This window comes from Cellulomonas wangsupingiae (assembly GCF_024508275.1).
Classification (GTDB): domain Bacteria; phylum Actinomycetota; class Actinomycetes; order Actinomycetales; family Cellulomonadaceae; genus Cellulomonas; species Cellulomonas wangsupingiae.
Genome location: NZ_CP101989.1, coordinates 1,355,855 through 1,378,743, shown reverse-complemented (window position 1 = coordinate 1,378,743; position 22,889 = coordinate 1,355,855). Strand labels below are relative to the sequence as shown.

The 22,889-nt window shown below is 74.1% G+C and carries 19 protein-coding genes and 1 other RNA gene; 8 read left to right on the top strand and 12 right to left on the bottom strand.

Features of this window, described 5'->3' with window-relative positions:
- Positions 1 to 41: 41 nt before the first annotated feature.
- Positions 42 to 1,964, top strand: coding sequence for a glycoside hydrolase family 127 protein (locus NP075_RS06415; RefSeq protein WP_227564481.1), 1,923 nt, complete (start codon positions 42 to 44; stop codon positions 1,962 to 1,964).
- 58 nt (positions 1,965 to 2,022) lie between these two features.
- Here NP075_RS06415 and NP075_RS06410 read toward each other — a convergent pair whose 3' ends face one another.
- On the bottom strand, positions 2,023 to 2,511 hold the full coding sequence (locus NP075_RS06410; protein ID WP_227564482.1) for an SRPBCC family protein: 489 nt from the start codon (positions 2,509 to 2,511) through the stop codon (positions 2,023 to 2,025).
- The gene (locus tag NP075_RS06405) at positions 2,508 to 2,921 is read right to left on the bottom strand and encodes an ArsR/SmtB family transcription factor (RefSeq protein WP_227564483.1); all 414 of its coding nucleotides are present in this window, start codon (positions 2,919 to 2,921) and stop codon (positions 2,508 to 2,510) included. Before NP075_RS06405 ends, NP075_RS06410 begins: the two co-directional genes overlap by 4 nt.
- Positions 2,922 to 3,148: 227 nt before the next feature.
- Here NP075_RS06405 and NP075_RS06400 point away from each other — a divergent pair, with 227 nt between their 5' ends.
- The 3 genes from NP075_RS06400 to NP075_RS06390 all read left to right on the top strand — a co-directional run bounded on the left by NP075_RS06400 (position 3,149) and on the right by NP075_RS06390 (position 6,187).
- Entirely contained in the window at positions 3,149 to 3,946 is a 798-nt protein-coding gene (locus NP075_RS06400; protein ID WP_227564484.1) for an SDR family NAD(P)-dependent oxidoreductase, read from the top strand.
- Between the two features lie 80 nt (positions 3,947 to 4,026).
- Positions 4,027 to 5,667 (top strand): hypothetical protein, encoded by a 1,641-nt coding sequence (locus tag NP075_RS06395; protein ID WP_227564485.1) that lies wholly within the window; start codon positions 4,027 to 4,029, stop codon positions 5,665 to 5,667.
- A gap of 70 nt (positions 5,668 to 5,737) precedes the next feature.
- On the top strand, positions 5,738 to 6,187 hold the full coding sequence (locus NP075_RS06390; protein ID WP_227564486.1) for a DoxX family protein: 450 nt from the start codon (positions 5,738 to 5,740) through the stop codon (positions 6,185 to 6,187).
- 84 nt (positions 6,188 to 6,271) lie between these two features.
- Here NP075_RS06390 and NP075_RS06385 read toward each other — a convergent pair whose 3' ends face one another.
- On the bottom strand, positions 6,272 to 7,705 hold the full coding sequence (locus NP075_RS06385; protein ID WP_372456713.1) for a glycoside hydrolase family 10 protein: 1,434 nt from the start codon (positions 7,703 to 7,705) through the stop codon (positions 6,272 to 6,274).
- A 135-nt stretch (positions 7,706 to 7,840) separates the two neighbouring features.
- On the bottom strand, positions 7,841 to 9,949 hold the full coding sequence (locus tag NP075_RS06380; protein ID WP_227564488.1) for a family 43 glycosylhydrolase: 2,109 nt from the start codon (positions 9,947 to 9,949) through the stop codon (positions 7,841 to 7,843).
- Positions 9,950 to 10,193: 244 nt separating this feature from the next.
- On the opposite strand from NP075_RS06380, the gene NP075_RS06375 reads away from it, so the two are divergent.
- Both NP075_RS06375 and NP075_RS06370 read left to right on the top strand, forming a co-directional pair.
- Positions 10,194 to 11,582 (top strand): MFS transporter, encoded by a 1,389-nt coding sequence (locus NP075_RS06375; RefSeq protein ID WP_227564489.1) that lies wholly within the window; start codon positions 10,194 to 10,196, stop codon positions 11,580 to 11,582.
- Positions 11,579 to 12,970, top strand: a complete 1,392-nt coding sequence (locus tag NP075_RS06370; protein WP_227564490.1) for a pyridoxal phosphate-dependent decarboxylase family protein — start codon at positions 11,579 to 11,581, stop codon at positions 12,968 to 12,970. The genes NP075_RS06375 and NP075_RS06370 overlap by 4 nt, the downstream gene beginning before the upstream one ends.
- A 15-nt stretch (positions 12,971 to 12,985) precedes the next feature.
- Here the strand turns inward: NP075_RS06370 and NP075_RS06365 are convergent, their stop codons facing one another.
- Positions 12,986 to 14,233, bottom strand: a complete 1,248-nt coding sequence (locus tag NP075_RS06365; RefSeq protein ID WP_227564491.1) for a BaiN/RdsA family NAD(P)/FAD-dependent oxidoreductase — start codon at positions 14,231 to 14,233, stop codon at positions 12,986 to 12,988.
- A gap of 182 nt (positions 14,234 to 14,415) precedes the next feature.
- Between NP075_RS06365 and NP075_RS06360 the strand changes: the two genes are divergently transcribed.
- Entirely contained in the window at positions 14,416 to 15,177 is a 762-nt protein-coding gene (locus NP075_RS06360; protein ID WP_227564492.1) for a class I SAM-dependent DNA methyltransferase, read from the top strand.
- Positions 15,178 to 15,345: 168 nt separating this feature from the next.
- Here the strand turns inward: NP075_RS06360 and ssrA are convergent.
- Positions 15,346 to 15,713, bottom strand: a transfer-messenger RNA (tmRNA) gene (ssrA, locus tag NP075_RS06355).
- A 129-nt stretch (positions 15,714 to 15,842) separates the two neighbouring features.
- Positions 15,843 to 16,391, bottom strand: a complete 549-nt coding sequence (locus NP075_RS06350; RefSeq protein ID WP_227564493.1) for a hypothetical protein — start codon at positions 16,389 to 16,391, stop codon at positions 15,843 to 15,845.
- A gap of 133 nt (positions 16,392 to 16,524) precedes the next feature.
- On the opposite strand from NP075_RS06350, the gene NP075_RS06345 reads away from it, so the two are divergent.
- Entirely contained in the window at positions 16,525 to 17,586 is a 1,062-nt protein-coding gene (locus NP075_RS06345) for an ATP-dependent DNA ligase (RefSeq protein ID WP_227564494.1), read from the top strand.
- 19 nt (positions 17,587 to 17,605) lie between these two features.
- Here the strand turns inward: NP075_RS06345 and NP075_RS06340 are convergent, their stop codons facing one another.
- The 5 genes from NP075_RS06340 to smpB all read right to left on the bottom strand — a co-directional run bounded on the left by NP075_RS06340 (position 17,606) and on the right by smpB (position 22,863).
- Positions 17,606 to 18,379: a YwiC-like family protein gene (locus NP075_RS06340; RefSeq protein ID WP_227564495.1), complete on the bottom strand. Its 774-nt coding sequence runs from the start codon at positions 18,377 to 18,379 to the stop codon at positions 17,606 to 17,608.
- Positions 18,380 to 18,436: 57 nt separating this feature from the next.
- Positions 18,437 to 18,673: a DUF6480 family protein gene (locus NP075_RS06335; RefSeq protein ID WP_227564496.1), complete on the bottom strand. Its 237-nt coding sequence runs from the start codon at positions 18,671 to 18,673 to the stop codon at positions 18,437 to 18,439.
- A gap of 81 nt (positions 18,674 to 18,754) precedes the next feature.
- A complete protein-coding gene (locus tag NP075_RS06330; RefSeq protein ID WP_227564497.1) occupies positions 18,755 to 20,362 on the bottom strand; it encodes a RecQ family ATP-dependent DNA helicase in 1,608 nt (535 codons plus the stop codon).
- Between the two features lie 111 nt (positions 20,363 to 20,473).
- Positions 20,474 to 22,390 carry a DUF2207 domain-containing protein gene (locus tag NP075_RS06325; protein ID WP_227564498.1) on the bottom strand — a complete coding sequence of 639 codons (1,917 nt, stop codon included), beginning with the start codon at positions 22,388 to 22,390 and terminating at the stop codon, positions 20,474 to 20,476.
- Positions 22,387 to 22,863, bottom strand: a complete 477-nt coding sequence (gene smpB / locus NP075_RS06320) for an SsrA-binding protein SmpB (RefSeq protein WP_227564499.1) — start codon at positions 22,861 to 22,863, stop codon at positions 22,387 to 22,389. Before smpB ends, NP075_RS06325 begins: the two co-directional genes overlap by 4 nt.
- Positions 22,864 to 22,889 lie beyond the last annotated feature (26 nt).

The following is a 22,889-nucleotide window of genomic DNA, read 5'->3' as shown; positions in this document are numbered from 1 at the left end:
CGCCCGGGCACCGCCCGGACCGAGTACCCCCGGAGTTCGTCATGCCTTCGTCCGATTCCCTCGACCTGCCGTTCGACGCCCACGCCCACGGTCGTCCCGTCGTCCCGTCCCGCTCCCGCTGGCGCCCCCTCGGCCTCGACGAGGTCACGCTCACCGGAGGGTTCTGGGGTGACCTGCAGTCGCTGAACGCGTCGACGATGATCGACCACGTCGAGGGGTGGCTGGAGCGACTGGGCTGGACCGGGAACTTCGACGCCGCGGCGCAGGGACGCCTGCCGCTGGACCGGCAGGGGCGGGAGTTCTCCGACTCCGAGATCTACAAGCTCCTCGAGGCGATGGCCTGGGAGACCGGCCGCACGGGCGACGTGGACCTCGACCGACGCCTCCGGGCGCTCGCCGCACGTGTCGCCGCCGCGCAGGAGCCCGACGGCTACATCAGCACGATGTTCGGCCGGTCGGGCCAGCGCCCGCGGTGGTCGGACCTGGAGTGGGGCCACGAGCTGTACTGCATCGGGCACCTGGTCCAGGCGGGTGTCGCCCGGGCGCGCACGTACGGCGACGACGAGATCGTGCGCGTCGCCGTGCGCGCCGCGGACCACGTGTGCGACGTGTTCGGCGTCGACGGTCCGCAGCAGGGGGTCTGCGGGCACCCCGAGATCGAGGTCGCCCTCGTCGAGCTGTACCGCGTGACCGGCGAGCGCCGGTACCTGGACCAGGCGCGGCTCTTCGTCGAGCGGCGCGGTCACGGCGTGCTCGGCGAGATCGACTTCGGGCCCACCTACTTCCAGGACGACGTGCCCGTGCGCGACGCCACGGTGCTCGCGGGCCACGCCGTCCGCGCGCTGTACCTCGCCGCCGCGGCCGTCGACCTCGCGGTCGAGGACGACGACGACGAGCTGCTCGAGGCCGTCGTCGGCCAGGTCCGCACGACGCTCGCCCGCCGCACCTACCTCACCGGCGGCATGGGGGCGCACCACGAGGGCGAGTCCTTCGGCGCCGACTTCGAGCTGCCGTCCGACCGGTCGTACTCCGAGACGTGTGCCGGCATCGCGTCGGCGATGGTCAACCACCGCCTGCTGCTGCAGACCGGCGACGCGCTGCACGCCGACGCGGTCGAGCGCGTGCTGTACAACGTCGTCGCGACCTCCCCCGCGCAGGACGGGAAGGCGTTCTACTACACCAACACGCTGCACCAGCGGACGCCCGGCCGTGAGGTCGCCCCCGACGAGGTCAGCCCGCGTGCCGCGTCCAGCCTGCGCGCACCGTTCTTCGCGGTGTCCTGCTGCCCGACCAACGTGACGCGCACGGTGGCGTCCCTGGGCGCGTACGTGGCGAGCGTCGACGACGAGGGCGTCCAGCTGCACCAGTACGCGCCCGCGACGGTGCGAGGCGACCTGGGCGACGGGCGCGTCGTCGAGCTCGAGATCGCGACCTCGTACCCGGACGACGGGCGCGTCGCGGTGCGCGTGCTGCGGGCGCCCGCCGACGGCTGGACGCTGACCCTGCGGGTGCCGTCGTGGGCCGACGGCGCGCGGGTCACGGGGCCCGACGGCGCTCCGTCGGTCGCCGCTGCGGGCTACGTCGCGGTGCCCGGACCCGCGCAGGGCGGGCAGGTCGTGCTGGACCTGCCCGTCGCCGCCCGGTGGACGTGGGGCGACCCGCGCGTCGACGCCGTCCGCGGCCAGGTCGCCGTCGAGCGCGGCCCTCTGGTCCTCGCGCTGGAGTCCGTGGACCTGGGTGACGACGTCGCGACCGCCGTCGTATCGACCGACGCCCCGCCGGTCGAGCGTGACGGGCAGGTGCTGGTGCCGGTGGCTCGGCGCGACGTCGCCGACGCCTCGTGGCCGTTCGGGGCCGAGCGTCCGACGGCGCCGAGCGACGCACGGCTCGTGCCCCTGGTGCCGTACCACGCGTGGGCCGGTCGCGGCCCGGCGACGATGCGGGTGTGGCTCCCGGTGGAGTGAGCAGCGGCGGACGTGCCACGGGCCGGGCACCCCTCGGGGAGCCCGGCCCGGACGTCCCTCAGCCCTCGGCGAGGAGGGCGTCGATCTGGGCGACGGCCTGCGCCATGCCCTCCGCCATGCCCATCTCGACGACCTGCTCGAGGGCCTGCGCGGAGGCGAAGTGGGACGAGATGGTCATGAGCGTGCCGGCGCCGCCGGGCTCCAGGGTGACGACCATGCGTGTCACCGGCATGCCGGCGCCCGGCACCCCGTGCTCGTCGGCGAAGCTGTCCTCGATCTCGAGGCGCGTCGGCTGGTCGATGCCCAGGAAGGTCCAGTGCCCGTACGCGCGCGAGCCGTCGGGACCGGTCATGTGGTACCCCGCCGCTCCCCCGACCCGCAGGTCGTACGTGTCGAAGGTCGCCGGCCACGTCGGCGGCCCCCACCACCGCTCGAGGTTCCGCGGGTCCGCCCACAGCCGCCACGCGCGGGCGGGCGGCGCGGCGAGGTCGGCGGTGACGACCAGGGTGAGGGCGTCGGTGTCGGGCGTGGCGCTCAGGACGGTCATGACGTGCCTCCGGTGGGTCGGTCCGCCCCGGGCAACGGGACGGGTGGGTGAGGGCCGGACACGCCGGCCACCTCGGGGCCGTGCCCCGTGTCGAGCTCGGCCAGCACGACGGACATGCGTCCGACGCGTGCCCGCCACTGCTCCTCCATGGCCGTGAGCAGCCTGGTCGCACGACGCACCGCCTCGACGTCGCCGTGCACGATCTGCTGGCGGCCGCGACGCTCCTTGACCACCAGGTGCGCCTGCTCGAGCACCGCGACGTGCTTCTGCACGGCCGCGAAGCTCATCTCGTAGCGACCCGCGATGGTCGACACCGAGGCGGGGTCGACCAGCACGCGCCGCAGGATGTCGCGGCGGGTCGCGTCGGCCAGCGCGTGGAAGACGCGGTCCACCGCGCGGTCCTGGAGCATCTCATCTACAACCACAAGGTTGTACGTTACGCGTGGCCGACTCGGCCCGCAAGACCCCTCAGCCCGCCGGCGGCCGGCGTGTCGAGATCCGGCGGAACGGACGATTCGGTTGTGGCGGCCCGCGTGCGTCCCCTAAGGTCACGAGCGCGGGAGCGCTCCCGCAGCGTGCCGCCGAGGGCGTCGGCGCGCGGGCTTCGCTCATCGACGGCAAGCAGGGGGACCCACCGATGGACCGCACCGCCGCGCCCTACTCGACGCGCGCCCACACCCGACCGGACGACACGTGCCGGGTGGCGCTCGTCACCGGCGCGACGTCCGGCATCGGTGCCGCCACGGCCCTCGAGCTCGCCTGGCGCGGCCTGCGCGTGGTCGTCCTCGGCCGCGATGCGGACCGCGGGGCGGTGGTCGTCAGCCGGATCCAGGCGTCCGGCGGCCAGGCCTGCCTGGTGACCGCCGACCTGTGCGACGACGCCGGCCTGGAGTCCGCGATCGACGAGGCGGCGAGCGTGTGGGGCAGGCTCGACCACGCCTTCAACAACGCCGGGGTCACGGGCCCCGGGACCGTCGCCGACGCCACGACGGCGGACTTCGACCGCGCGTTCGCGGTCAACACCCGCGCCCTGTGGCTGTGCATGCGCGCCGAGGTGCGCCACATGAGACGCACGGGCGGCGGCTCGATCGTCAACAACCTGTCCGTGCACTCCGTGCGCACCGTCTTCCCCGGCGTCGCGCCCTACGCCGCGTCCAAGGCCGCCGCGCACGCGCTCACGCGCTGCGCCGCCGTGGAGCTGGCCGGCCAGGGCATCCGCGTGAACGGGGTCGCGCCCGGCCCCGTCGACACCGGCATGTTCGCCGGTGCCGGCCCGCACCCCGGCAGCGCCGACGCGTGGGAGCCGCTGCTGCCGATGGGTCGGGCCGGGACCACCGGTGAGGTCGCCGACGCCGTCGCGTGGCTCTTCTCCGACGAGGCGCGCTACGTGACCGGCAACGTCGTCGCCGTCGACGGCGGCTTCCTGGCCAGCTGAGCACCAGCGTGTGGACAACGCCCGACATGTCCGTTCCGTCCGGTGCTACTGTCCGGCGCACTCGACCAAGGGGAACCCTCATGCGACGCGCCCTGGCGCTCCTCACCGCCCTGCTCGGCGGCCTGCTCGTCCTCGTCGGCACAGCCGTCGCCGTCGTCGCGGGTCCTGACGACATCGCGCACCTGCCGACCCGCGCCCTGCCCGGTGACGTCGGGACCGCACTTCTCCCGCCCGGGCTGCTCGCCTGGGACGGGGTCACGGTCGCGGTCCGCGCCACGGGCAGCGACGGCGGTGTCTTCCTCGGGTCCGCGCACCCGGTCGACGCCGAGAGCTACCTCTCGGGCGTCGGGACGTTCCGGGCCGACGAGATCACGTGGCAAGGAGTGTGGAGCGGGCGTGAGCAGGAGGGTGACCTGGCGGCCCCCGCGGTCGCCCCGGCGGGCGCGACCTTCTGGACCGACCGGGCCGACGGCGCCGGCACCCGGCAGCTCCTGCTCCCCCTGTCCGGGCAGCCCGTCGCCGTCGTCGCCGTGGCGACGGCAGCCGAGGGCGCCGACGGCGGCGCCCCGGCACCCTCCGGCTCCCTGCGGATGACCATGGGTGTCCGCGTGCCGCACGCGTTCGCGGGCGGCGTCGCGACGGCGGCGCTGGGTGCGGTGCTGATCGCGGTCGCGTTCCTCGTCGGGCGCCGGCGGCCACGCCCCGCCGACGACGCGGAGCCGGCATCAGCCACCGGGCCGACGCCGGCGGCGGACCTCACCGCCGTCCGCCGCGTCGTGGCGACCGCCACCGGAGCGGCCGTCCTCACCTCCCTGACGGGCTGCGCGGCCGTCCCGGAGCGCGTCGAGCTCGGCGAGATCCGCCGCGTGGCGATCGACGCCGACGAGGTGGCGGCGGCCCTCGCGTCGTACGACGAGCGGAACGCGGCCGCCAACGCGCTCTCCCACCAGCACGACCCGTCCGGATGGGCAGCAGCCGACACCGGCGCTGTGCTGGCGGGCGACCTCTACGTCACGGCGTGGACCGCCGCGAGCGGCGAGACGCCGACCTCGACGACCTCGACGACCTCCGCCGGCCGGGTGTACGCCCCCGACTTCGCCACGTACCCCACCTGGTTCCTTGCCGAGACGATCTGGTCCGCGGAGGGCGAGGAGTCCGTCCCGCGGCTCACGGTGTTCGAGCGCGCCACGGTGCTCGACCCCTGGCGGCTGAGCGCGGCCGTCGACGTGGCCGCGGAGGTCCCGGCACCGCGAGCACCCGGCGCGGCGTCGACCGCCTCCGACGAGACGCGGGCACGCGCCGTCGAGACGCTCGCCGTGGTCGAGCGCTTCGTCGAGTCCGGGGACGGCACGGGGTTGGAGCCGGGGCCGCTGGCCGAGCTGCGCACGGCGATCCTCGGGGACGACGGCGAGGCCACGTCGACGCTCGACGTGCAGAACCCGGTGGCCGCGGAGGACCCCACGGGGCCCGGCGGGTCGGTCCGCGTCGTCGCCGTCGAGGGTGGCACCCTCGTGACCTCCACCCACCTGATGATCGAGACGGTGCAGGCGCAACCCGACCACACGATCAGCTTCGTCGACGAGGTGTTCGCGCAGGTCGTGGGGATGACCGGGGACCGCGAGACGCTCGTGCTCCCGATGGTGCTGTCCGTCGCGCTGCTGCTGCTCGACGACGGGACGACCCGCGTGCTCGGTGCCGACTTCCGGTACCGCCTCCCCTGAGCCGTCCACGCCGCGCGCCGCAGGTCGCACCGACCTACGCTCGGCCCTGGCGTCGACGAGGGAGGGCCTGATGGCCACGCACGGCACGCAGCAGTCCGCGGCGGCGGGAGACGGCGCGGCGCGCACGATCGGGCGCGTGCTGCTCGGCGGGTTCCTCGCGTACGCGGGCACCAGCCACCTGACGTTCGCGCGCGAGGAGTTCCAGGCGCAGGTGCCCTCCTGGGTGCCGGTCGGCGCCGACGCGGTCGTGCTCGGCTCGGGCGTCGTCGAGATCACCCTGGGCACGGCGCTGGTCGTGGCGCCCCGGCGGTTCCGCCCCTGGGTCGGCGCCGCTGCCGCCGCGTTCTTCGTCGCCGTGTTCCCCGGCAACATCGCGCAGTACGTCGAGGGCAACGACGGGTTCGGGCTCGACACGGACGCCAAGCGGCTCGCGCGGCTGCCCTTCCAGGCCGTGCTGGTGCTCTGGGCGCTGTGGTCCACCGGCGCGTGGCGGGCGTGGCGCGGCCGAGCGCGGGGCTGACGCCGCAGCGGCGACGATCCACCGCCCCCGCACGGTCACGTGCGAGGGCGGTGGCTCGTCAGCCTCCGGCAGGGAGGTCCGGCGTCACCCGACGCGGACGAGCTGCCACTGCTGGTTCGCGCCGTTCCACGCGGTGTACTGCACGACGTTGCCGCCGTCCGCCACGGACGCCCCCTGGACCTCCAGCGCCTTGCCCGAGTTCCGGTTGACGAGCGACGCGTAGCCGTTCGCGATCGACACGGACCACTGCTGGTTGGCCCCGTTGGTGTCGGGCCACTGGACGACCTCCGCGCCGTTGGCCGTCGACCAGCTGGAGACGTCCAGCACCTTCGACGAGAGCCGGGACCTCAGGCGGTACGTCCCGTTGCCCGAGCTGACGAACTGCCACTGCTGCTGGTTGCCGTTGTTGCGCGCCCACTGCACGATGTCGGCGCCGTCCGCGGTCGACAGGTTGTACACGTCGAGCGCCTTGCCGCTGTTGCGGTTGACCAGCACGTACCAGGCGCTCGTGTCGACGGTGGTCGCGCCGCCGCCGTCGTTGCCGCCACCCGCGTTGAGGGCGTCCAGCACCGCGGTGTAGGCCGCCTTCTTGTTGCCCGCACCGTCGAAGAGCAGCGGGTTGGCGCCGGTGCGCCACGAGTCGGTGTCGCGCACGCCCCACACGGTGATGCCGGTGCAGCGAGACACTGCCAGGCACGCCTGGGTCACCTGGCGGTAGGCGTTGGCCTGGTTGGACCCCTGCTGGATGTCGAGCTCCGTGATCTGCACGTCGACGCCGAGGTCCGCGAAGCGCTGGAGGTTCGCCTGGTAGTCCGCCGGCACCGTGGTGCCCAGGTGGGACTGGAAGCCCACGCAGTCGATCGGGACGCCGCGGGACTTGAAGTCCCGGACCATGTTGTAGACGCCCGTGGACTTCGCGTTGACGCCGTCGGTGTTGTAGTCGTTGTAGCAGAGCTTGGCGCCCGGGTCCGCGGCGCGGGCCGCACGGAACGCCGCCTCGATCCAGTCGTTGCCCGTGCGCTGCAGGTTCGAGTCGCGCCGGCTGCCGCGCCCGTCGTCGGCGAACGCCTCGTTCACCACGTCCCACGAGTGGATCTTGCCGCGGTAGTGCGCCGCGACCTGCGTGACGTGGTTGAGGAAGGCGTCGCGCAACGACTGGCCGGACATGTTCTGCATCCAGCCCGGCTGCTGGGCGTGCCAGCCCAGGGTGTGCCCGCGGACCTTCTTGCCCTTGCCCAGCGCGTAGCTGACGATCCGGTCGCCGTTGGTGAAGTTGAACTGGTTGCGGTTCGGCTCCGTGGCGTCCATCTTCATCTCGTTCTCCGCCACGACGGAGTCGAACTCGCGGTCGACGATGCCCATGTACGTGGCGTCGCTCATCCGGCCCGCCGCGATCGCGACGCCGAAGTAGCGCCCGCGCTCCGCCGCGGACTGACCCAGCGTCGTCCCGGCCTGGGCCGGTCCGGCAAGCACCAGGGCGGTCGTGGCGACCAGTCCCGCGGTGGCGAGCAGGGACACCGCCCTGTGCATCCGGCCGCGCCGGGGTGAGGTCGTTCGCATGTCGTCGTCGCTCTCTCTCGGTGGATGACGGCGCGCGGAAGCGTCCCGCCCGGTCGGGTGGTGCGGTGGTGGAGGTGCGAGCGCGGACGCGCGTCAGGGCGTCGTGAGGTCGAAGCTGCGGACCGTCACGGCACCGCCGAGTGCCGTCGTCGCGTGGTTGAAGATGCCGAACCGGTAGCCCATGAAGAACTGCCACTCGTTGTTCAGCGTGAACGCCGGGCCCAGCTGCCGGAACGTCGTGCCGTCGGTGCTGTAGGAGAACGTGGCCTGCCGGCCGGAGCCGGGGCGGATGTCCGCCGACGTCCGCAGCCAGATCCGGCCGCCGCTGACGTCCGCGCTCGCCCGTTCGCTGCCGGTGCTCGTGGTCGCCCACGACGAGCTCATCGTCAACCCGTCGCGCATGACGACGCGTGTGGCGCCGTTGCTCCCCTTGACCACGCCGATCCAGGCGGACGACTGCCGCAGCATCGCGAGCCCGGCCCGGTCACCGGCCGCCATGGCGGAGTAGTCGAGCTCGACGGTCGCGGTGGAGGTGGGCCCCTGGATGCGGTGCGTGAGGGTGTTGCGAGCGGCGTACAGGTCGTCGGTGACGCTCGCCGTCTGCAGACGCAGCCCGTCGCCCACCGAGAACCGGGAGGTGTCAGGGTTGTGGTTCCACTCCCACCGAGGGCCGAGGCGGGTGCCGCTGAACGTGTCCCGACCGGTCATGGGCTGCACCGTGCGGGTCGTGCTGATCGCCGGGCGCGGGTACGTCGTGCCCCAGCGGCCGTTGACGGTCGTGACCGCGGGCCACCCGTCGGTCCAGGTCAGCGGCGCGAGCGTCGGCATGCGGCCACCCGGGTAGGCGTCGGTGAACGCCATGTACCACCAGTCGCCGTTCTGCGTCTGGACGATGCCGCCCTGGTGCGGCACGCCGCCGCCGCTGATCGGCCCGGGCAGGTCGAGCAGGACCCGACGCTGCTCGTACGGGCCGAACGGCGACCGGGAGCGCAGCACGTACTGCCCGTTCGCCGGGCGCGTCAGCCAGATGTAGTAGTACCCGTCCTTCTTGTAGAAGCGCGCGCCCTCGAGGGTCCCGATGTCGGAGGGCGTCTGGTACACCTGCTGCGCCCGCACCTGCTGGGTGCCGTCGGCGTTGAGCTGGGCGACGCTGATCGTGCCGTTGCCGTACGCGAGGTACATCGTGTCGTCGTCGTTGATCAGCAGGCCCGCGTCGTAGTAGCAGCTGTTGATGCGCGCCTTCTTGGTCCAGGTGCCGTCGACGGCCGACGCGGTGTACACGTACGTGCGGTTGAACTCGGTGCAGCCGTACCAGTAGTACGTGCGGTTGGAGGGCCGGTAGTTCAGCGTGGACGCCCAGATGCCCTTGACGTAGCGGCTGCCCCCGGTCAGGTCGTACTTGGCGTCGTCGAAGTCGAGCCGCGGCACGGAGTGCCCGGCGTACTCCCAGCTGACCAGGTCGTAGGACCGCAGGATCGGCGCACCCGGCGAGTAGTGCATCGTCGACGCCGAGTAGTAGTAGGCGTCGCCGACGCGGATGATGTCGCCGTCGGCGAAGTCCTGCCAGACGACCGGGTTCGTGAACGTGCCCGTGGCCGGCGGCGGGGTGCCCGTGGGCGTGGGCGCGGGGGTCACGGCGCCACCTGCCGGGACGAGCTGCCACTGCTGGTTCGTTCCACCCCACGCGTTGTACTGGACGATCTCGGCGTTGTCGTCACGTGACGCGTTCTGCACCTCCAGCGCCTTGCCGGAGTGCCGGCTGATCAGCGAGACGTACCCGTCGCCCGTGTCCTGGAGGCGCCACTGCTGGTTGGCGCCGTTGGTGTCCGCCCACTGCACCACCTTCGCGCCGTCGGCCGTCGACCAGCCCTGCACGTCGAGGACCTTGCCGGAGAGCACCGACCTCACGCGGTAGAACCCACCCCCCGAGTCGACGAGCCGCCACTGCTGGTTCGTGGCGGTGCCCCGCGTCCACTGCGTGAGCCGCGCGCCGTCGTTGGTCGCGAAGTTGTACACGTCGAGCGCCTTGCCGCTGTTGCGGTTGACCAGGACGTACGTGGTGTTCGTGTCGACGGTGACAGCCGACGCCGCGGGCGCCGCGACGGTCGCCAGCACCCCGGCGGCCGCCGCGACCGCGCCGACAGCGACGAGCGCCGACCAGCGTCGTGCGCGATGACGAACCTTGACCGATGCCTGGCGCATGGGTGCTCCTGGGTACAGGGCGGGCGACGTCGACCGCCTGGGTGTGATCGTTCACAACCGACCGTGAGCGAGGGGGTGGGGTTCGCTCGGGATGTGCGTCATGCTGCCCGCGCCTCTCGAGGAGGAACAAGCCCTCGGGCAGCGTCGAAGCGTTTCACAGCGCTTTCCCGGGTCGGCAGGCCACGTGGCGACGCCACGGCGCGCCACCCGCGCCCCACCGCTCGCAGCAGGCACCATCGCCCGCATGACTGCTGGCACCCTCGCACCTGCCGTGCCACGTCGCACCGCCGTCGGGTACGCGCTGGGCTCGGTGGGGACCGGCGGGTTCGGCACGCTGCCCGGGCTGGTGCTCGCCTACTACCTCACCGACACGCTCGGCGTCGCCGCGGGCCTCGCCGGCCTGGTGGTGACGGTGCCGAAGATCTGGGACGTCGTGATCGACCCCTTCATCGGCGCGCGGTCGGACGCCTCGGTGGCGCGGCACGGGTCCCGGCGCCGGTTCCTGCTCGCGGGTGCGCTGTGCCTGCCGCTCCTGTTCGCGGCGCTGTTCGCGACGCCCGCGGCGCTGACCGGCCGGGCAGCCGCTGCCTGGGTCGTCGTGACGTTCGTGGCCGCGGCGACGGCCTTCAGCCTCTTCCAGGTGCCGTACATCGCGCTGCCCGCCGAGATCGCGCCGACGTCGGCGGCACGGACCCGGCTGCTGGCGCCGCGCGTCGCGGTGCTGGCGGTCGCGATCCTCGCCTTCGGCGGCGGCGGCCCGCTCCTGCGGGACGCCGCCGGTGGCGGGCGCCCGGGCTACGTCCTCATGGGCGTCGTGTGCGGGCTCGTCATCGGGGCCGGGATGCTCGCGACCTGGTTCACCGCCCCACGACAGTCGCTCCTCGCGTCGAGCGACCCGGGGGTCACACCTGCCGCACCTCGCCCGGCCCGGCGCGGCGACGCCCTGCGCTCCGGGCTCACCGCCGTGCGGGAGGTCCCGGCGTTCCGTTCCCTGCTGGCGACCTTCGTGCTGCAGGCACTGGCCACCGGGGCGATGCTCGCAGCCGCCCAGTACGTCGCGACCTACACGCTGGGCTCCCAGGCGGCCGTGACGCTCCTGTTCGTCGCGCTCGTCGCCCCCGCCCTGCTCGTCATGCCGCTCGCGACCCGCCTGGCGCAGCGTGTCGGCAAGCAGCGCGCCCTCGTCACCGCGTCCGTCCTGTTCGCCGTCGCCGCTGCGCTGCTCGTGCCAGCCGGCGCGGCGCCCGGCGCCTGGGTCTACGGGCCGGTGGCGCTGGCAGGGATCGCCTACGCGGGCATGCAGCTGTACCCGCTGGCGATGCTGCCGGACGTGGCCGCGGTGGACGCCCGCGAGCGCGGCGTCGACCGTGCGGGCGTCCTGTCGGGGGTGTGGACCGCCGGCGAGACGGCCGGGCTCGCGCTGGGGCCGACCCTCGTGCTGGGTGTCCTGGCCGTGACCGGTTTCGTCTCCAGCACCGGCGACGAGGTCGTCACCCAGCCCGGCTCGGCCCTGACGGGCATCGTCGTCGCCTTCTCGTTGCTGCCGGCGGTGCTGGTGGCACTGTCCCTCGTGCCGCTGTCGCGGTACCGCCTGTCCGCCGCCGACGTCGACCACCCGGAGCGCACCCGATGACCCGTCCCGCCGCGGACGTCCTGGCCGAGCTGACCGCACTGCGCGAGGCCGACCCGCCGACGCACGGAGGGCGTGTGCTGTCGTACGTGTACGACCACGGCCGCCCCGAGCTGGACCGGCTCGCCGAGCAGGCGGCGACCGCGTTCCTGCCGGTCAACGGGCTGGACCCGACGACGTTCCGCTCCGTGGCGGTGCTCGAGCGGGCGCTCGTCGCGCGGGCGCGCACGCTGTTCCACGGCGACGACGACGTCGTGGGGTCGGTGACGTCGGGCGGCACCGAGTCCTGCCTGCTGGCCGTCAAGACGGCGCGCGACGTGTGGCGGGCCGCGGACCCGGCGCGCGCCCACTCACGCGCCACCCTCGTCCTGCCGACCACCGCGCACCCCGCGTTCCACAAGGCGGCGGCGTACCTCGACCTCGACGTCGTGGCGGTGCCGGTCGACGTCGCCTCCGGCCGTGCGTCCGCGGCCGACCTCCTGGCCGCGCTCGACGCCGCCGGCCCGCGCGCCGCTCTGGTGGTCGTCTCCGCGCCGTCGTACCCGTTCGGCGTCGTCGACCCCGTCGCGGAGGTGGCGGCCGGCGCAGCCGCGCGCGGGGTCGCCTGCCACGTCGACGCGTGCATCGGCGGGTTCGTGCTGCCGTGGTGGGGCGACGTCGAGCCGTGGGACCTGGCCGTGCCGGGCGTGACGTCGCTGTCGGCCGACCTGCACAAGTACGGGTACGCCCCCAAGGGCGTCTCGTTGGTGCTCCACCGGGGACGCGACCGGCACCGCGCGCAGTACTTCGCGACGACCGCCTGGCCCGGGTACCCCGTGGTCAACCCGACCGTGCTGGGCTCGCGCGCCGCCGGGGCGATGGCCGCAGCCTGGGCCGTGGGCGAGTCGCTGGGCGACGACGGCTACGCCGACCTCGTCGCCCGCACCCGCGCGGCGACCGCGACCGTGCGGGCGGCGGTCGACGCGTGTCCCGGCATGCGGGTCGTCGGCGAGCCGACCGGCCCGTTGCTGGCCGTCGCCGACGACGGCGGCGTCGACCCGTTCCACCTGGTCGACGCGCTGCGTCGCCGCGGGTGGCTCGCCCAGAGCCAGCCCGCCATGACCCAGCCCGACGGCACGACGCTGCCCCGCACCGCCCACCTGACGCTCACCGCCGTGACCGACGACGTCGTCGACGCCCTCGCCGCCGACCTCGTGCGCTCCGCCGACGAGGTCCGTGGGGTCACCCCCGCGGCGGTCGACCCGTCCCTGGTCGAGCGTGTGCTCACCCACGGCCTGCCCGACGAGCTGGCGGGCGTCATGGCGACGCTCGAGGCGCTGCCCGCCGACGTCGTCGTCCCCGCGCTGGTCGGCGTGCTGCAGGCGGCCATCGACCCCGGCCCGTCGGCCTGACGGCGCCGACCGCCGTCAGGCGTGCGCGGGACCTTCGAGGCCGTGACCCGACGGTGCCACCCCGAGCCGCGCCAACGCACCGCGGGCCGCGACGACGCCCGTGCTGAACGACGCCTGCAGCAGGTAGCCGCCGGTCGGCGCCTCCCAGTCGAGCATCTCCCCGGCGACGAACGTGCCCGGCAGCGCGCGCAGCATCAGCGACTCGTCGACCTGCGACCACGCGATGCCGCCCGCGGTCGAGATCGCCTTCTCGATCGGCATGGTGCCCGTCACCACGACGGGCACGGCCTTGATCCGCTCCGCGACCCCGGAGGACGGCAGGGTGCCCGCGTCGGCCTCGCGCAGCAGCCCGATCGCCGCAGGGTCCAGGCCCACCGTTCGGCGCAGCCAGGACGAGCCCGAGTCCTTCGGGCGGCGCCGCCGGAGCCGTTCGTCGAGCTGGGCGACGGTGAGGTCGGGGCGCAGGTCGATCTCGACGACGCAGCGGCCGTCCGCGTCGAGCGCCTGCCGGATCGCGGCACCGATGGCATACACCGGGCCACCTTCGAGGCCCGTGCGGGTGAGCATCGCGTCGCCACGGACGGGTGCCGGACGCCCGCGGACCGTCAGCGCGACGTTCTTCAGCGGCGTGCCGGCGAACCGCTGCGCGAACACCTCGGTCCATCCCACCCTGACGCCGACGTTGGCCGCGCGCAGCGACGTGACCGCGATCCCGCGCTCCGTGAACGGGCCGGCCCAGCCACCGTCGGCGCCCAGCCGCGGCCAGGACGCGCCACCCAGCGCGAGCACCGTCACGTCACCGCCGACCTCGGTCGTCGTGCCGTCGGCACCCGTGAACCGCGACGCGCCGTCGGACGACCACCCGTCCCACCGCTGCCGCTTCTCGATCCGCACCCCGAGGCCGGTCAACCGCGCGAGCCACGCCCGCATCAGGGGCGTCGCGCGGAACGAGCGCGGGAAGACCCGCCCGCTCGTCCCGACGACCGTCGGCTCCCCCAGCCCTGCGCACCATGCGCGCAGGTCCTCCGGGCCGAACACGTCGAGCATCGGCCGCAGCCGGTCCGCCGAGGCGCCGTACCGGGCGAGGAAGGCGTCCCGCCCCTCGGTGTGCGTGATGTTCAGGCCACCGTGGCCGGCCAGCAGGAACTTGCGCCCCACCGACGGCATGCGGTCGTGCACCGTGACGTCCACGCCGGCACGCGCCAGCACCTCGGCGGCGATGAGCCCTGCCGGTCCGCCGCCGACGACGGTCGCGGTGCTCAACGGCGGGACCGTCCGCGCGGGTGGTGTGTCGGCACCGGGCGAACCTAGCCCACCGGCGGACGACGGCTGTCACCCCGGCTGCGCACGGCGGGGGCTCGACGCGGACGTGGGCCTTCTGGGCCGTCCGACTGGCGACGCTTAATCGCTGGTGACGGCCGCCGCCCGGGGCCACGGTGGGAGCCATGGCACACGCGTGGGACGAGGAGATGGCCCGCTCGTACGACAACCCGGGCACCGGCATGTTCGCTCCCGAGGTGCTCGGGCCGACCGTCGAGCGGCTCGCCGAGCTCGCCGGTGACGGCCCGGCGCTGGAGCTGGCGATCGGCACCGGCCGCGTCGCCGTGCCGCTGGCACAGCGCGGCGTCCCGGTCACCGGCATCGAGCTGTCCCCGGCCATGGTCGAGCAGCTGCGCACGAAGGTCGACGAGGCGGCGATCCCGGTCGTGGTGGGCGACATGGCGACCGTGCGTGCTCCCGGCCGCTTCACCCTGGCGTACCTCGTCTTCAACACGATCTCGAACCTGCTCACCCAGGCCGAGCAGGTCGCGTGCTTCCGGAACGCGGCCCGGCACCTGGCACCGGGGGGACGCTTCGTCATCGAGCTGTGGGTGCCCCGGCTGCGCTCCCTGCCGCCCGGTTCGACCGCGGACGTCTGGCACGACGAGCCGGGGTACCTCGGCATCGACACGTACGACGTGCTGCAGCAGCGCATCGTGTCCCACCACGTCCACTTCGACGAGGACCGCTCGGCCCGCGTGACCAGGACCTCGCACCGCTACGTCTGGCCGGCCGAGCTCGACCTCATGGCGCAGCTCGCCGGCTTCGCGCTCGAGAGCCGGCACGCCGACTGGACGGGCGAGCCCTTCACGGCCGAGTCGCGATCGCACGTGTCCGTGTACCGGCTGGCGGGCGGGGAGCAGGACCTGGTGCCGGGCGGCGTGTGACCTGCTCGCCGCCGCCGTGCCCGTCCCTGGCGCCGCGGGCATGGGGTCGGTGAGCGCGTCGATGCAGGACCGGCGCGGATACGGGCGGCGATCCGGCCGTACGTCGGACCGGCTGGACGGGCGCAGCACGACGAAGGCCGCCGTCCCGAACAGGACGACGGCCTTCTGACGTGGAGGTGGCGGGAATCGAACCCGCGTCCGATGACGTGGGACCAGGGCTTCTCCGGGTGCAGTCCGCAGTAGATTTTCTCAGCCCCCACGATCACGCGGACAAGACGTGGACGGGCTCAGTCGGCTAAGAGTCCCGCCCGCCCCACCGACGAGGACGGACAGCAGTGGCTCTCTAGATGACGCCGGGAACTAGACCGAGAGCGTGTCTAGGCCGACGGACTTCGAAGCCTCGCTCAGGCGGCGAGGGCGAAGTCGGTGCGCTTGGAATCGGCACCTATGAGTTGCACGGAGCGTTTACGAGATAACCGTGCATCCTCGACCCGCTTCACCTGGCTCGACGATCACCGTCGAAACCGATCACCCCCATGGGTGTATGCACTTGTCAAGATCGCCGTCCACCCTGGCAGGGCGGCCGGCGTGGCCCAGCGTACGTCACAACGCCGGGCACCGTCACGGCCATTCCCCCTCCCGTGCACCGGCCGCGGACGGGCGCGTCACGCCTGCCCGGACGGCTCCTGCTCCGGCGTGGCCTCCTGCGACGAGCCGTCGGAGGGCCCGTCCTGCGGTCCGCGCTCACGCGAGGACCGGCCGGACCGCTCCTCGGCGGGAGCGTCCGAGCGCTCGTCGGGGCGCGTGTGCGTCCTGCCCTCCGAGCCGCCCTCGTCGAGGCCGCCGGACGGGCCGCGGTCGCCGGGGCCGCCCGGCCGCTGACCGCCGAACTCGTCCTGCGGGGCCCCACCACGCGGGCCCTCCTGGTGCATGCCGTGCCCGTCGCCGTGGCCGTCGTGCGTGGCGAGCGCCACCGCACCACCACCGAGGGCCAGACCCAGCACCAGTGCGCCGCCCCCGATCAGCGACGTCGCCAGCACGCTGAGGCTGCGCCCCTTGCGCTCCTTCACCGTGGGCTCGACGGGGTGCCCTGCCGGAGCCGACTCCGTGACGGGCACCGTCGGCTGCGCGACCGTCGGCTGCTCGGTCGCCGCGGGCGTCGTCCCGGGGGTCGCCGCGGCACCGGCCGGGCGCTTCTTGCTCGTGTCCTCCATGCTGCTGCTCCTTCCCGTCGGCGCCCCGACGGCGCCTCATGCATGCCATGACACCTCCCCGATCCTGGAGGGCACTGAGATCGACCTAGGTCCCACCTGTGCAGGTGTCGGTGCTCTGCTCCACGATGGCCTCATGGACCTGCCGGTGATGCCGCCCGTCGCGCCGATGCTCGCCAAGTCGGTGAAGGAGATCCCCGACACCGGACACGTCGAGCCGAAGTGGGACGGGTTCCGCACCATCGTGTTCCGCGACGGCGACGACGTGGAGCTCGGCAGCCGCAACGAGAAGCCGATGACGCGGTACTTCCCCGAGCTGGTCGAGCAGCTCAAGGCGAACCTGCCGGACCGCTGCGTCGTCGACGGCGAGATCGTCCTGGTGACGGGCGACCGTCTCGACTTCGACGCGCTCCAGCAGCGCATCCACCCGGCGGCCAGCCGCGTCAAGCTCCTGGCGGAGCAGACGCCGACGTCGTTCGTCGCGTTCGACCTGCTCGCCGTCGGTGACGAGGACCTGACGCGCCGCCCGTTCCGCGAGCGCCGGGCCCGTCTCGTCGAGGCCCTGGCCGACGCGAGCCCACCCGTGCACGTGACGCGCGCCACCGGTGACATGGCCGAGGCGCAGCGCTGGTTCACCCAGTTCGAGGGCGCGGGCCTCGACGGCGTCGTCGCCAAGCCCTTGGACGCGCCGTACCAGCCGGACAAGCGGGCGATGTTCAAGATCAAGCACGAGCGGACGGCCGACTGCGTGGTCGCCGGGTTCCGGTGGCACAAGTCCGGCGACGTCGTCGGCTCGCTGCTGCTGGGCCTGTGGAACGACGAGGGCCACCTGCAGCACGTCGGCGTCAGCGCGTCGTTCCCGATGGCCCGCCGCCGCACGCTGCTCGACGACCTCGCGCCCTACCGGGACGTCGACCTGGCGGACCACCCCTGGGGGGCGTGGGCCGACCAGTCCGCCCACGCCGACCGTCGCATGCCCGGCGGCGTGAGCCGGTGGAGCGGCGGCAAGGACCTGTCGTTCGTGCCGCTGCGCCCCGACCTGGTCGTCGAGGTCGCGTACGACCACATGGAGGGCGACCGGTTCCGGCACACCGCGCAGTTCCGCCGGTGGCGCCCGGACCGCGACCCGCGGTCGTGCACGTACGCGCAGCTCGACGAGCCGGTCGGGTACGACCTCGCGCAGGTGCTCCGCCCCTGACGGGTCGTGGTGGCCGGCGTCAGACGGTCACGAGCAGCGCCACGGTGACGAGAAGCGTGGCGACGACCTCGCCGGCGCCGATGGCGGCCGGCCGCGCGTGCGGCCAGCGGCGCGGCACCAGCCACGCGCGCAGGGCCAGCAGCGCGCCGACCACACCCAGCAGCGGGTCGACGAGCAGCCCGGCCACGGCGGCGCCGAGGTGGTAGCCGATCGAGGCGTGCCGCACCCGGGGGTCGTCCCGCTCACGGATCAGCGACTTCACGTACGGGACGGTGCCGAGGAAGTAGACGCCGAGCACGGCCGTGGCCGTCCACACCGTCGCCGGCGCCGGGTCGCCGGTGCCCAGACCGGCCGCGACCGGGGTGAGCAGGGCCGCCGCCACGACCGTCACCCCGTCGTTCCACCACGACCGGTCGGCACGGCGCAGCGACGCCACGAGACTGACGGCGAGCAGCGGCGCGAACACCGGCGCCCAGACCAGGAGGCCGGGCGCGACCGCCAGCAGCACCGCGAGCAGGACGAGGGCCGACGCGCCGTACGCGACGAGGGGCGCCCGGTACCGGGCCTTGCGTCCCGACCGCAGCCACAGCCCGGCGGCGTGGTACGCGAGGTACCCGACGAGCCAGGCGAAGAGCAGCAGCACGTGCCGCCAGGACCACCCGCCGACCACGCCGCCGACGACCGGCGGGACGACGAGCATCGCCCACGCCCCGTGCTGCCGCGGCACCCACCCCGGGCCGAGGCGACGCCGGGTCGGCCGGGGCGTGCGCACGGGGGCCGACCGGGTGCTCATCCCGGCAGCGTAGGGCGACCGCCGGCGCCGGGACCTGGGCCGAAGGTCCGGACGGTGTCAGTCCGCGAGCCCGATGGCGTACCCGACGAAGAAGAGGGCGACGAACACCACGACCACCCCGATGACGATGTACGCGGCCCAGCTCGCGCCGCGCGAGCCGGTGTCCGGCTGCTGCGGCACGGCGCCTGATGTCGACGACTCCCCCGGCGGCGTGTCGCCGGGGGTCACGGACCCTCCGGGCTCGAGCCCCGGCGTGTTCGCGGGGTCGGGGTCAGGACTCGTGGGTGTGCTCATGCGGGCGCCTCCTCGTCACGTCTGGATCCACGGTGCGGGACCGGTCGTGGCACGGCAACCGCTGGCGCGGGCGCGACGCGCTCAGCGGCTCGTCAGCGACAGCAGCTCGGAGTCCAGCGCGATCTGCGTGTCGAGCGTCACGTAGCCGCGCTCCTCGAAGAGGACGGTGACCCGCTCCGGCTCCACCACGCTCACGGTGCCCGGGCCGAACTCGCGGTGGCGCACCTCCTGGCCGGGCCGCACGCGCTGCGGCGCGACGGCGAGCGACGTGCCCGCGTCGCAGCTGTCGCACCGACCGCACGGCTCGGTCCGCTCCTCGCCCAGCAGCTCCAGCAGCAGCCGCCGCCGGCAGTCCGTCGTGTCGGTGTAGGACCGCACCAGCTCGACGCGCGACGCCTCGAGCCGCGCCCGCCGCGCGGCCTCGTCGTGCACCGCGACGAGGGCGGCATGAGGGTCCGCGCCCTCGACGAGCGCCGTGCGCCCGTCGACGAGACGCACGGCCCCCACGCGCTCGAGCGCGGCGACCGCACGTGCGACCGTGCGCCGCGCCAGACCGGCGCGCCGTGCGAGCACCGCCTGGTCGCCCGGACCCTCCGCGAGGGCCTCCAGGACGCGCGTCAGCGTGCTCGGCCGCGGTCCGCCGCCCGCTCGCTGGTAGCGGGCGAGCGCGTGGTCCTCGGCGCGGTGGACGACGAGCGCGCGCGCCGGCTCCCCGTCGCGACCCGCCCGGCCGACCTCCTGGTAGTACTGGTCGAGGGTCGTCGGGGCACCGGCGTGCACGACGAGCCGGACGTCGGGACGGTCGATCCCCATGCCGAAGGCCGACGTCGCGACGACGAGGTCGGTCCTGCCGGACAGGAACCGGTCCTGGGTCGCGGCGCGCTCGTCCGCGGGCAGCCCCGCGTGGTAGACCGTCGCGGGCCGCACGTCGGCGAGCCGCTCCGCGAGGCGCTCGCAGTGCGCCCGGGTGCGGGCGTAGACGATGACGGCTCCGGGCTCCTCGGCCACGAGCGCACGGACGGTGGCGTCGCGCTCGTCGTCGGACGCGGCGGGCCGCGCGCCGAGCCAGATGTTGGGACGGTCCGCGTCGTGCACGAGGACGCGGGGCTCGCGCATGCCGAGGCGGCGGACGATCTCGTCCCGCACGTGCGTCGACGCCGTCGCCGTCAGGGCGAGGATGCGCGGCGCACCGAGCCGTCGGGTCGCGGCTCCGACGAGCAGGTAGTCCGGGCGGAAGTCGTGACCCCACTCGGCGACGCAGTGCGCCTCGTCGACGACGACGAGGCCGACGTCCGCGTCCGTCAGCGCCGTGAGCACGACCTCCCGCTGCAGCTGCTCCGGCCCCAGCAGGAGCACGTCGAGCCGCCCGGACGCGGCCGCCGTGATCGCCTCGCGCTGCTGGCGGGCGGTGCGGGCCGAGCTCACGGAGGCGACCCGCAGGCCCGACTCCCGCAGCGCGCGCTCCTGGTCGCGCTGCAGCGCGATCAGCGGTGAGACGACGACGGTGAGCCGGGCCGCGACGAGCGTCGCGATCGCGTACACCGCGGTCTTGCCGGCCCCCGTGCGTGCGACGAGGAGCGTGTCGTGCCCGTCCAGCCCGGCCAGGGCGTCGCGCTGCGCCTGCCGCAGCGCCGTGCCCTCTCCCAGCACGCGGTGCACCGCCTCCTCGAGCCGGCGTTCGCTCGTCACCGTCACACCACCGTCCTCCCGTCGCGTCGCGTCGGGGTGATGTCTACCGGTCGCAGACCGACCTCGCGCGTCGACCTGGCAGCAGGTGGTGGCCCGGGCCGGGCCGGCGGCTCACCAGCCGCCGCCACCCCCGCCGCCGACGCCCCCGCCGGAGAACCCACCGCCGCCGAGCCCGGAGCCGCCCGACGTCCCGGGCGTGGGCGCGGTGATCGCCGCCGTGGTGATCGACTCGAACCGGTCGATCGCACCGATGAACCCGGCACCCCAGAAGCCGGCGTTGTACGAGTAGGCACCGACGTACCACGTGGGGGCGTCGACCACCACGCCCTGGGCCGCGAGCTCCGCGAACACGCGCGACCAGCGGTCCGCGAGCCCGAACACGATCGCGTAGGGCAGGTACCGGCTGAAGATGTCCTGCCCCTCCTCGAACCGGATCTGGTTCGCCTCGGCCGTCGCCAGGTAGCGGCGGAAGCCGAGTGCCTGGGCGAGGACGGCGGTCCCGTCCGCCGTGCGGGCCGGTGCGGATCCGCTGAGCACGAGGACCAGGACGCCGACCAGCAGCAGCGCGACGCCGACGAGTGCGAGCCCCGGCACGCTGCCGACCGCCATGCCGACCATGAGGCCGAGCCCGCCGACGACGAGGAGGAGGATGCCGACCACGATCCACGCGGTGCGCACGCTCTTGGGGTTGGCCCGGAACCACCCCACGCCGGTCACGTGGTCGTACATCATGTTCTGCACCTTGGCGAGGGACGTCGCGAAGGTGGTCCGCAGCTCCGAGAGCCGGACCTCGTCCCCCTTCCGGAAGAGGTCGTCGAGCAGTGCCGCCTCGAACGGCAGCAGGCCCTCGGCACCGGAGCGCAGACGCACCAGCGTCCAGTCCTTCGGCTTCTTCCCGGGCTTCGAGCGCGGCACCTCCTCGATGCGCAACCAGCCGCGCACGGCCAGGTCGATGATCGTGGCGGTCACGTCGACGGGGTCGGCCTTCTCGTCGACGAGCGTGCCGATCTCGCCCGGCCGCGTCCCCTCGGGCGGCTGGAACTCCACGCTCACGGGCGTGCGGCGGTCGCGGTGCCCGGTCGGCACCTCCATGCCCGCGGCCGGTCGCAGGCCCGGGGTCAGGCCCAGGTACGCGCGGTCCCGGCCGGTCCGGCGGACCTTGCTCACCGCCAGCCCGCCGCCCAGCAGCGCGATCGCGGCGGCGATCGCACCGCCCACGCTCGCGGGGCGCAGCGGCAGCAGCGGGTCCGGCTTGTCGCGCAGGATCGGCTGCACGCCGGGGAACGTGCCGCCCGGCCACCCCGTGACCGTCGTGAGCTGGTCACCGACCGGGACGACGTCCTGCGTGAACGTCGCGGAGTCACCCGCGGACGTGGCGGAACCGCACGGCGTCGTCGACCCCTCGGGGCCGACGAAGCACGCGACGCCCTCGACGGTGGCCGGCCCCGTGACGGTGACGGACAGGTCCGACAGGGGGATCTCCCAGCCCGGGCCGATGACGTTCCAGTACAGCTCGTCGCCCGAGTGCTGGGCGTTGGCGGGGTTGATCCAGCCGTCGACGGTGAACTCCACCCGGTACGTCTGCACGCCGGAGACGTCGTCGACGTCCTCGTCGCCGATCCGCAGGATCATCGCGGACGTCTCGTCCTCGCGGTTCACGTCGGCCGGGGCGCCCGTGGGGCTCGTCGCGCGCACGTCGCTGAACTCGAAGACGCGGTCCTGCTCGTCGTCGTACGACACGCGCGTGGGGAACGTCAGGTACGGGCCGTGCCCGGGGTCGTCGCCGTAGTCGAAGTCCAGGTCGATCGCGACGGCCACCGTCCCGTCGGCGGCTGCCTCGACCGTGACGTCGTAGCGCGTGATCTCCCGGCCGCCGGTGAGGTCGCCGGGAGCGCCGGCGGCGAACGCGACGGGCGGCGCCAGCAGCATCACGCCGAGCGCGACGACCACGACGAGGGCCAGCACGACCAGCCGTCGTACCGCGCGCGAGAGGACAGGGTCGGGTCCGGCTGGTCGTGCGTTCGTCACCGGTCGCGTCGCTCCCTGATCGCTCGCTGCGCCTCGAGGTTGTCCTGCCGCTCACGCAGCGCCTGGCGCTTGTCCCAGTCCTTCTTGCCCATCGCGAGCGCAATCTCGACCTTCGCGCGCCCGTTGAGGAAGTACAGCGCGAGCGGCACGATCGTGTGCCCCTTCTCGCGGGTGCGGGCCTCGAGCCGCTCGATCTCCTCGCGGTGCAGCAGCATCTTGCGCTTGCGCCGCGGCGCGTGGTTGGTCCACGTGCCCTGCGTGTACTCGGGGATGTGGACGCCGTGCAGCCACGCCTCGCCGCCCTCGATCTCACCCCAGCCGTCGATGAGCGACGCGCGGCCGGCACGCAGCGCCTTGACCTCGGTCCCCGTCAGCACCAGACCCGCCTCGAAGACGTCCTGGATGAGGTAGTCGTGCCGGGCCTTGCGGTTGGCGGCGACCATCGTGCGGCCGTCGACCTTCGCCTTCGCCACGGCACAGCCCTCCGTCCTGGTGCTCG

Coding starts and splice junctions, on each gene's coding strand:
- NP075_RS06375 (WP_227564489.1), top strand. CDS start 10,194: ATGACTGCTGGCACCCTCGCACCTGCCGTGCCACGTCGCACCGCCGTC.
- NP075_RS06340 (WP_227564495.1), bottom strand. CDS start 18,379: ATGAGCACCCGGTCGGCCCCCGTGCGCACGCCCCGGCCGACCCGGCGT.
- NP075_RS06400 (WP_227564484.1), top strand. CDS start 3,149: ATGGACCGCACCGCCGCGCCCTACTCGACGCGCGCCCACACCCGACCG.
- NP075_RS06345 (WP_227564494.1), top strand. CDS start 16,525: ATGGACCTGCCGGTGATGCCGCCCGTCGCGCCGATGCTCGCCAAGTCG.
- NP075_RS06335 (WP_227564496.1), bottom strand. CDS start 18,673: ATGAGCACACCCACGAGTCCTGACCCCGACCCCGCGAACACGCCGGGG.
- NP075_RS06390 (WP_227564486.1), top strand. CDS start 5,738: ATGGCCACGCACGGCACGCAGCAGTCCGCGGCGGCGGGAGACGGCGCG.
- NP075_RS06415 (WP_227564481.1), top strand. CDS start 42: ATGCCTTCGTCCGATTCCCTCGACCTGCCGTTCGACGCCCACGCCCAC.
- NP075_RS06370 (WP_227564490.1), top strand. CDS start 11,579: ATGACCCGTCCCGCCGCGGACGTCCTGGCCGAGCTGACCGCACTGCGC.
- NP075_RS06350 (WP_227564493.1), bottom strand. CDS start 16,391: ATGGAGGACACGAGCAAGAAGCGCCCGGCCGGTGCCGCGGCGACCCCC.
- NP075_RS06395 (WP_227564485.1), top strand. CDS start 4,027: ATGCGACGCGCCCTGGCGCTCCTCACCGCCCTGCTCGGCGGCCTGCTC.
- NP075_RS06380 (WP_227564488.1), bottom strand. CDS start 9,949: ATGCGCCAGGCATCGGTCAAGGTTCGTCATCGCGCACGACGCTGGTCG.
- NP075_RS06360 (WP_227564492.1), top strand. CDS start 14,416: ATGGCACACGCGTGGGACGAGGAGATGGCCCGCTCGTACGACAACCCG.
- NP075_RS06405 (WP_227564483.1), bottom strand. CDS start 2,921: ATGCTCCAGGACCGCGCGGTGGACCGCGTCTTCCACGCGCTGGCCGAC.
- NP075_RS06410 (WP_227564482.1), bottom strand. CDS start 2,511: ATGACCGTCCTGAGCGCCACGCCCGACACCGACGCCCTCACCCTGGTC.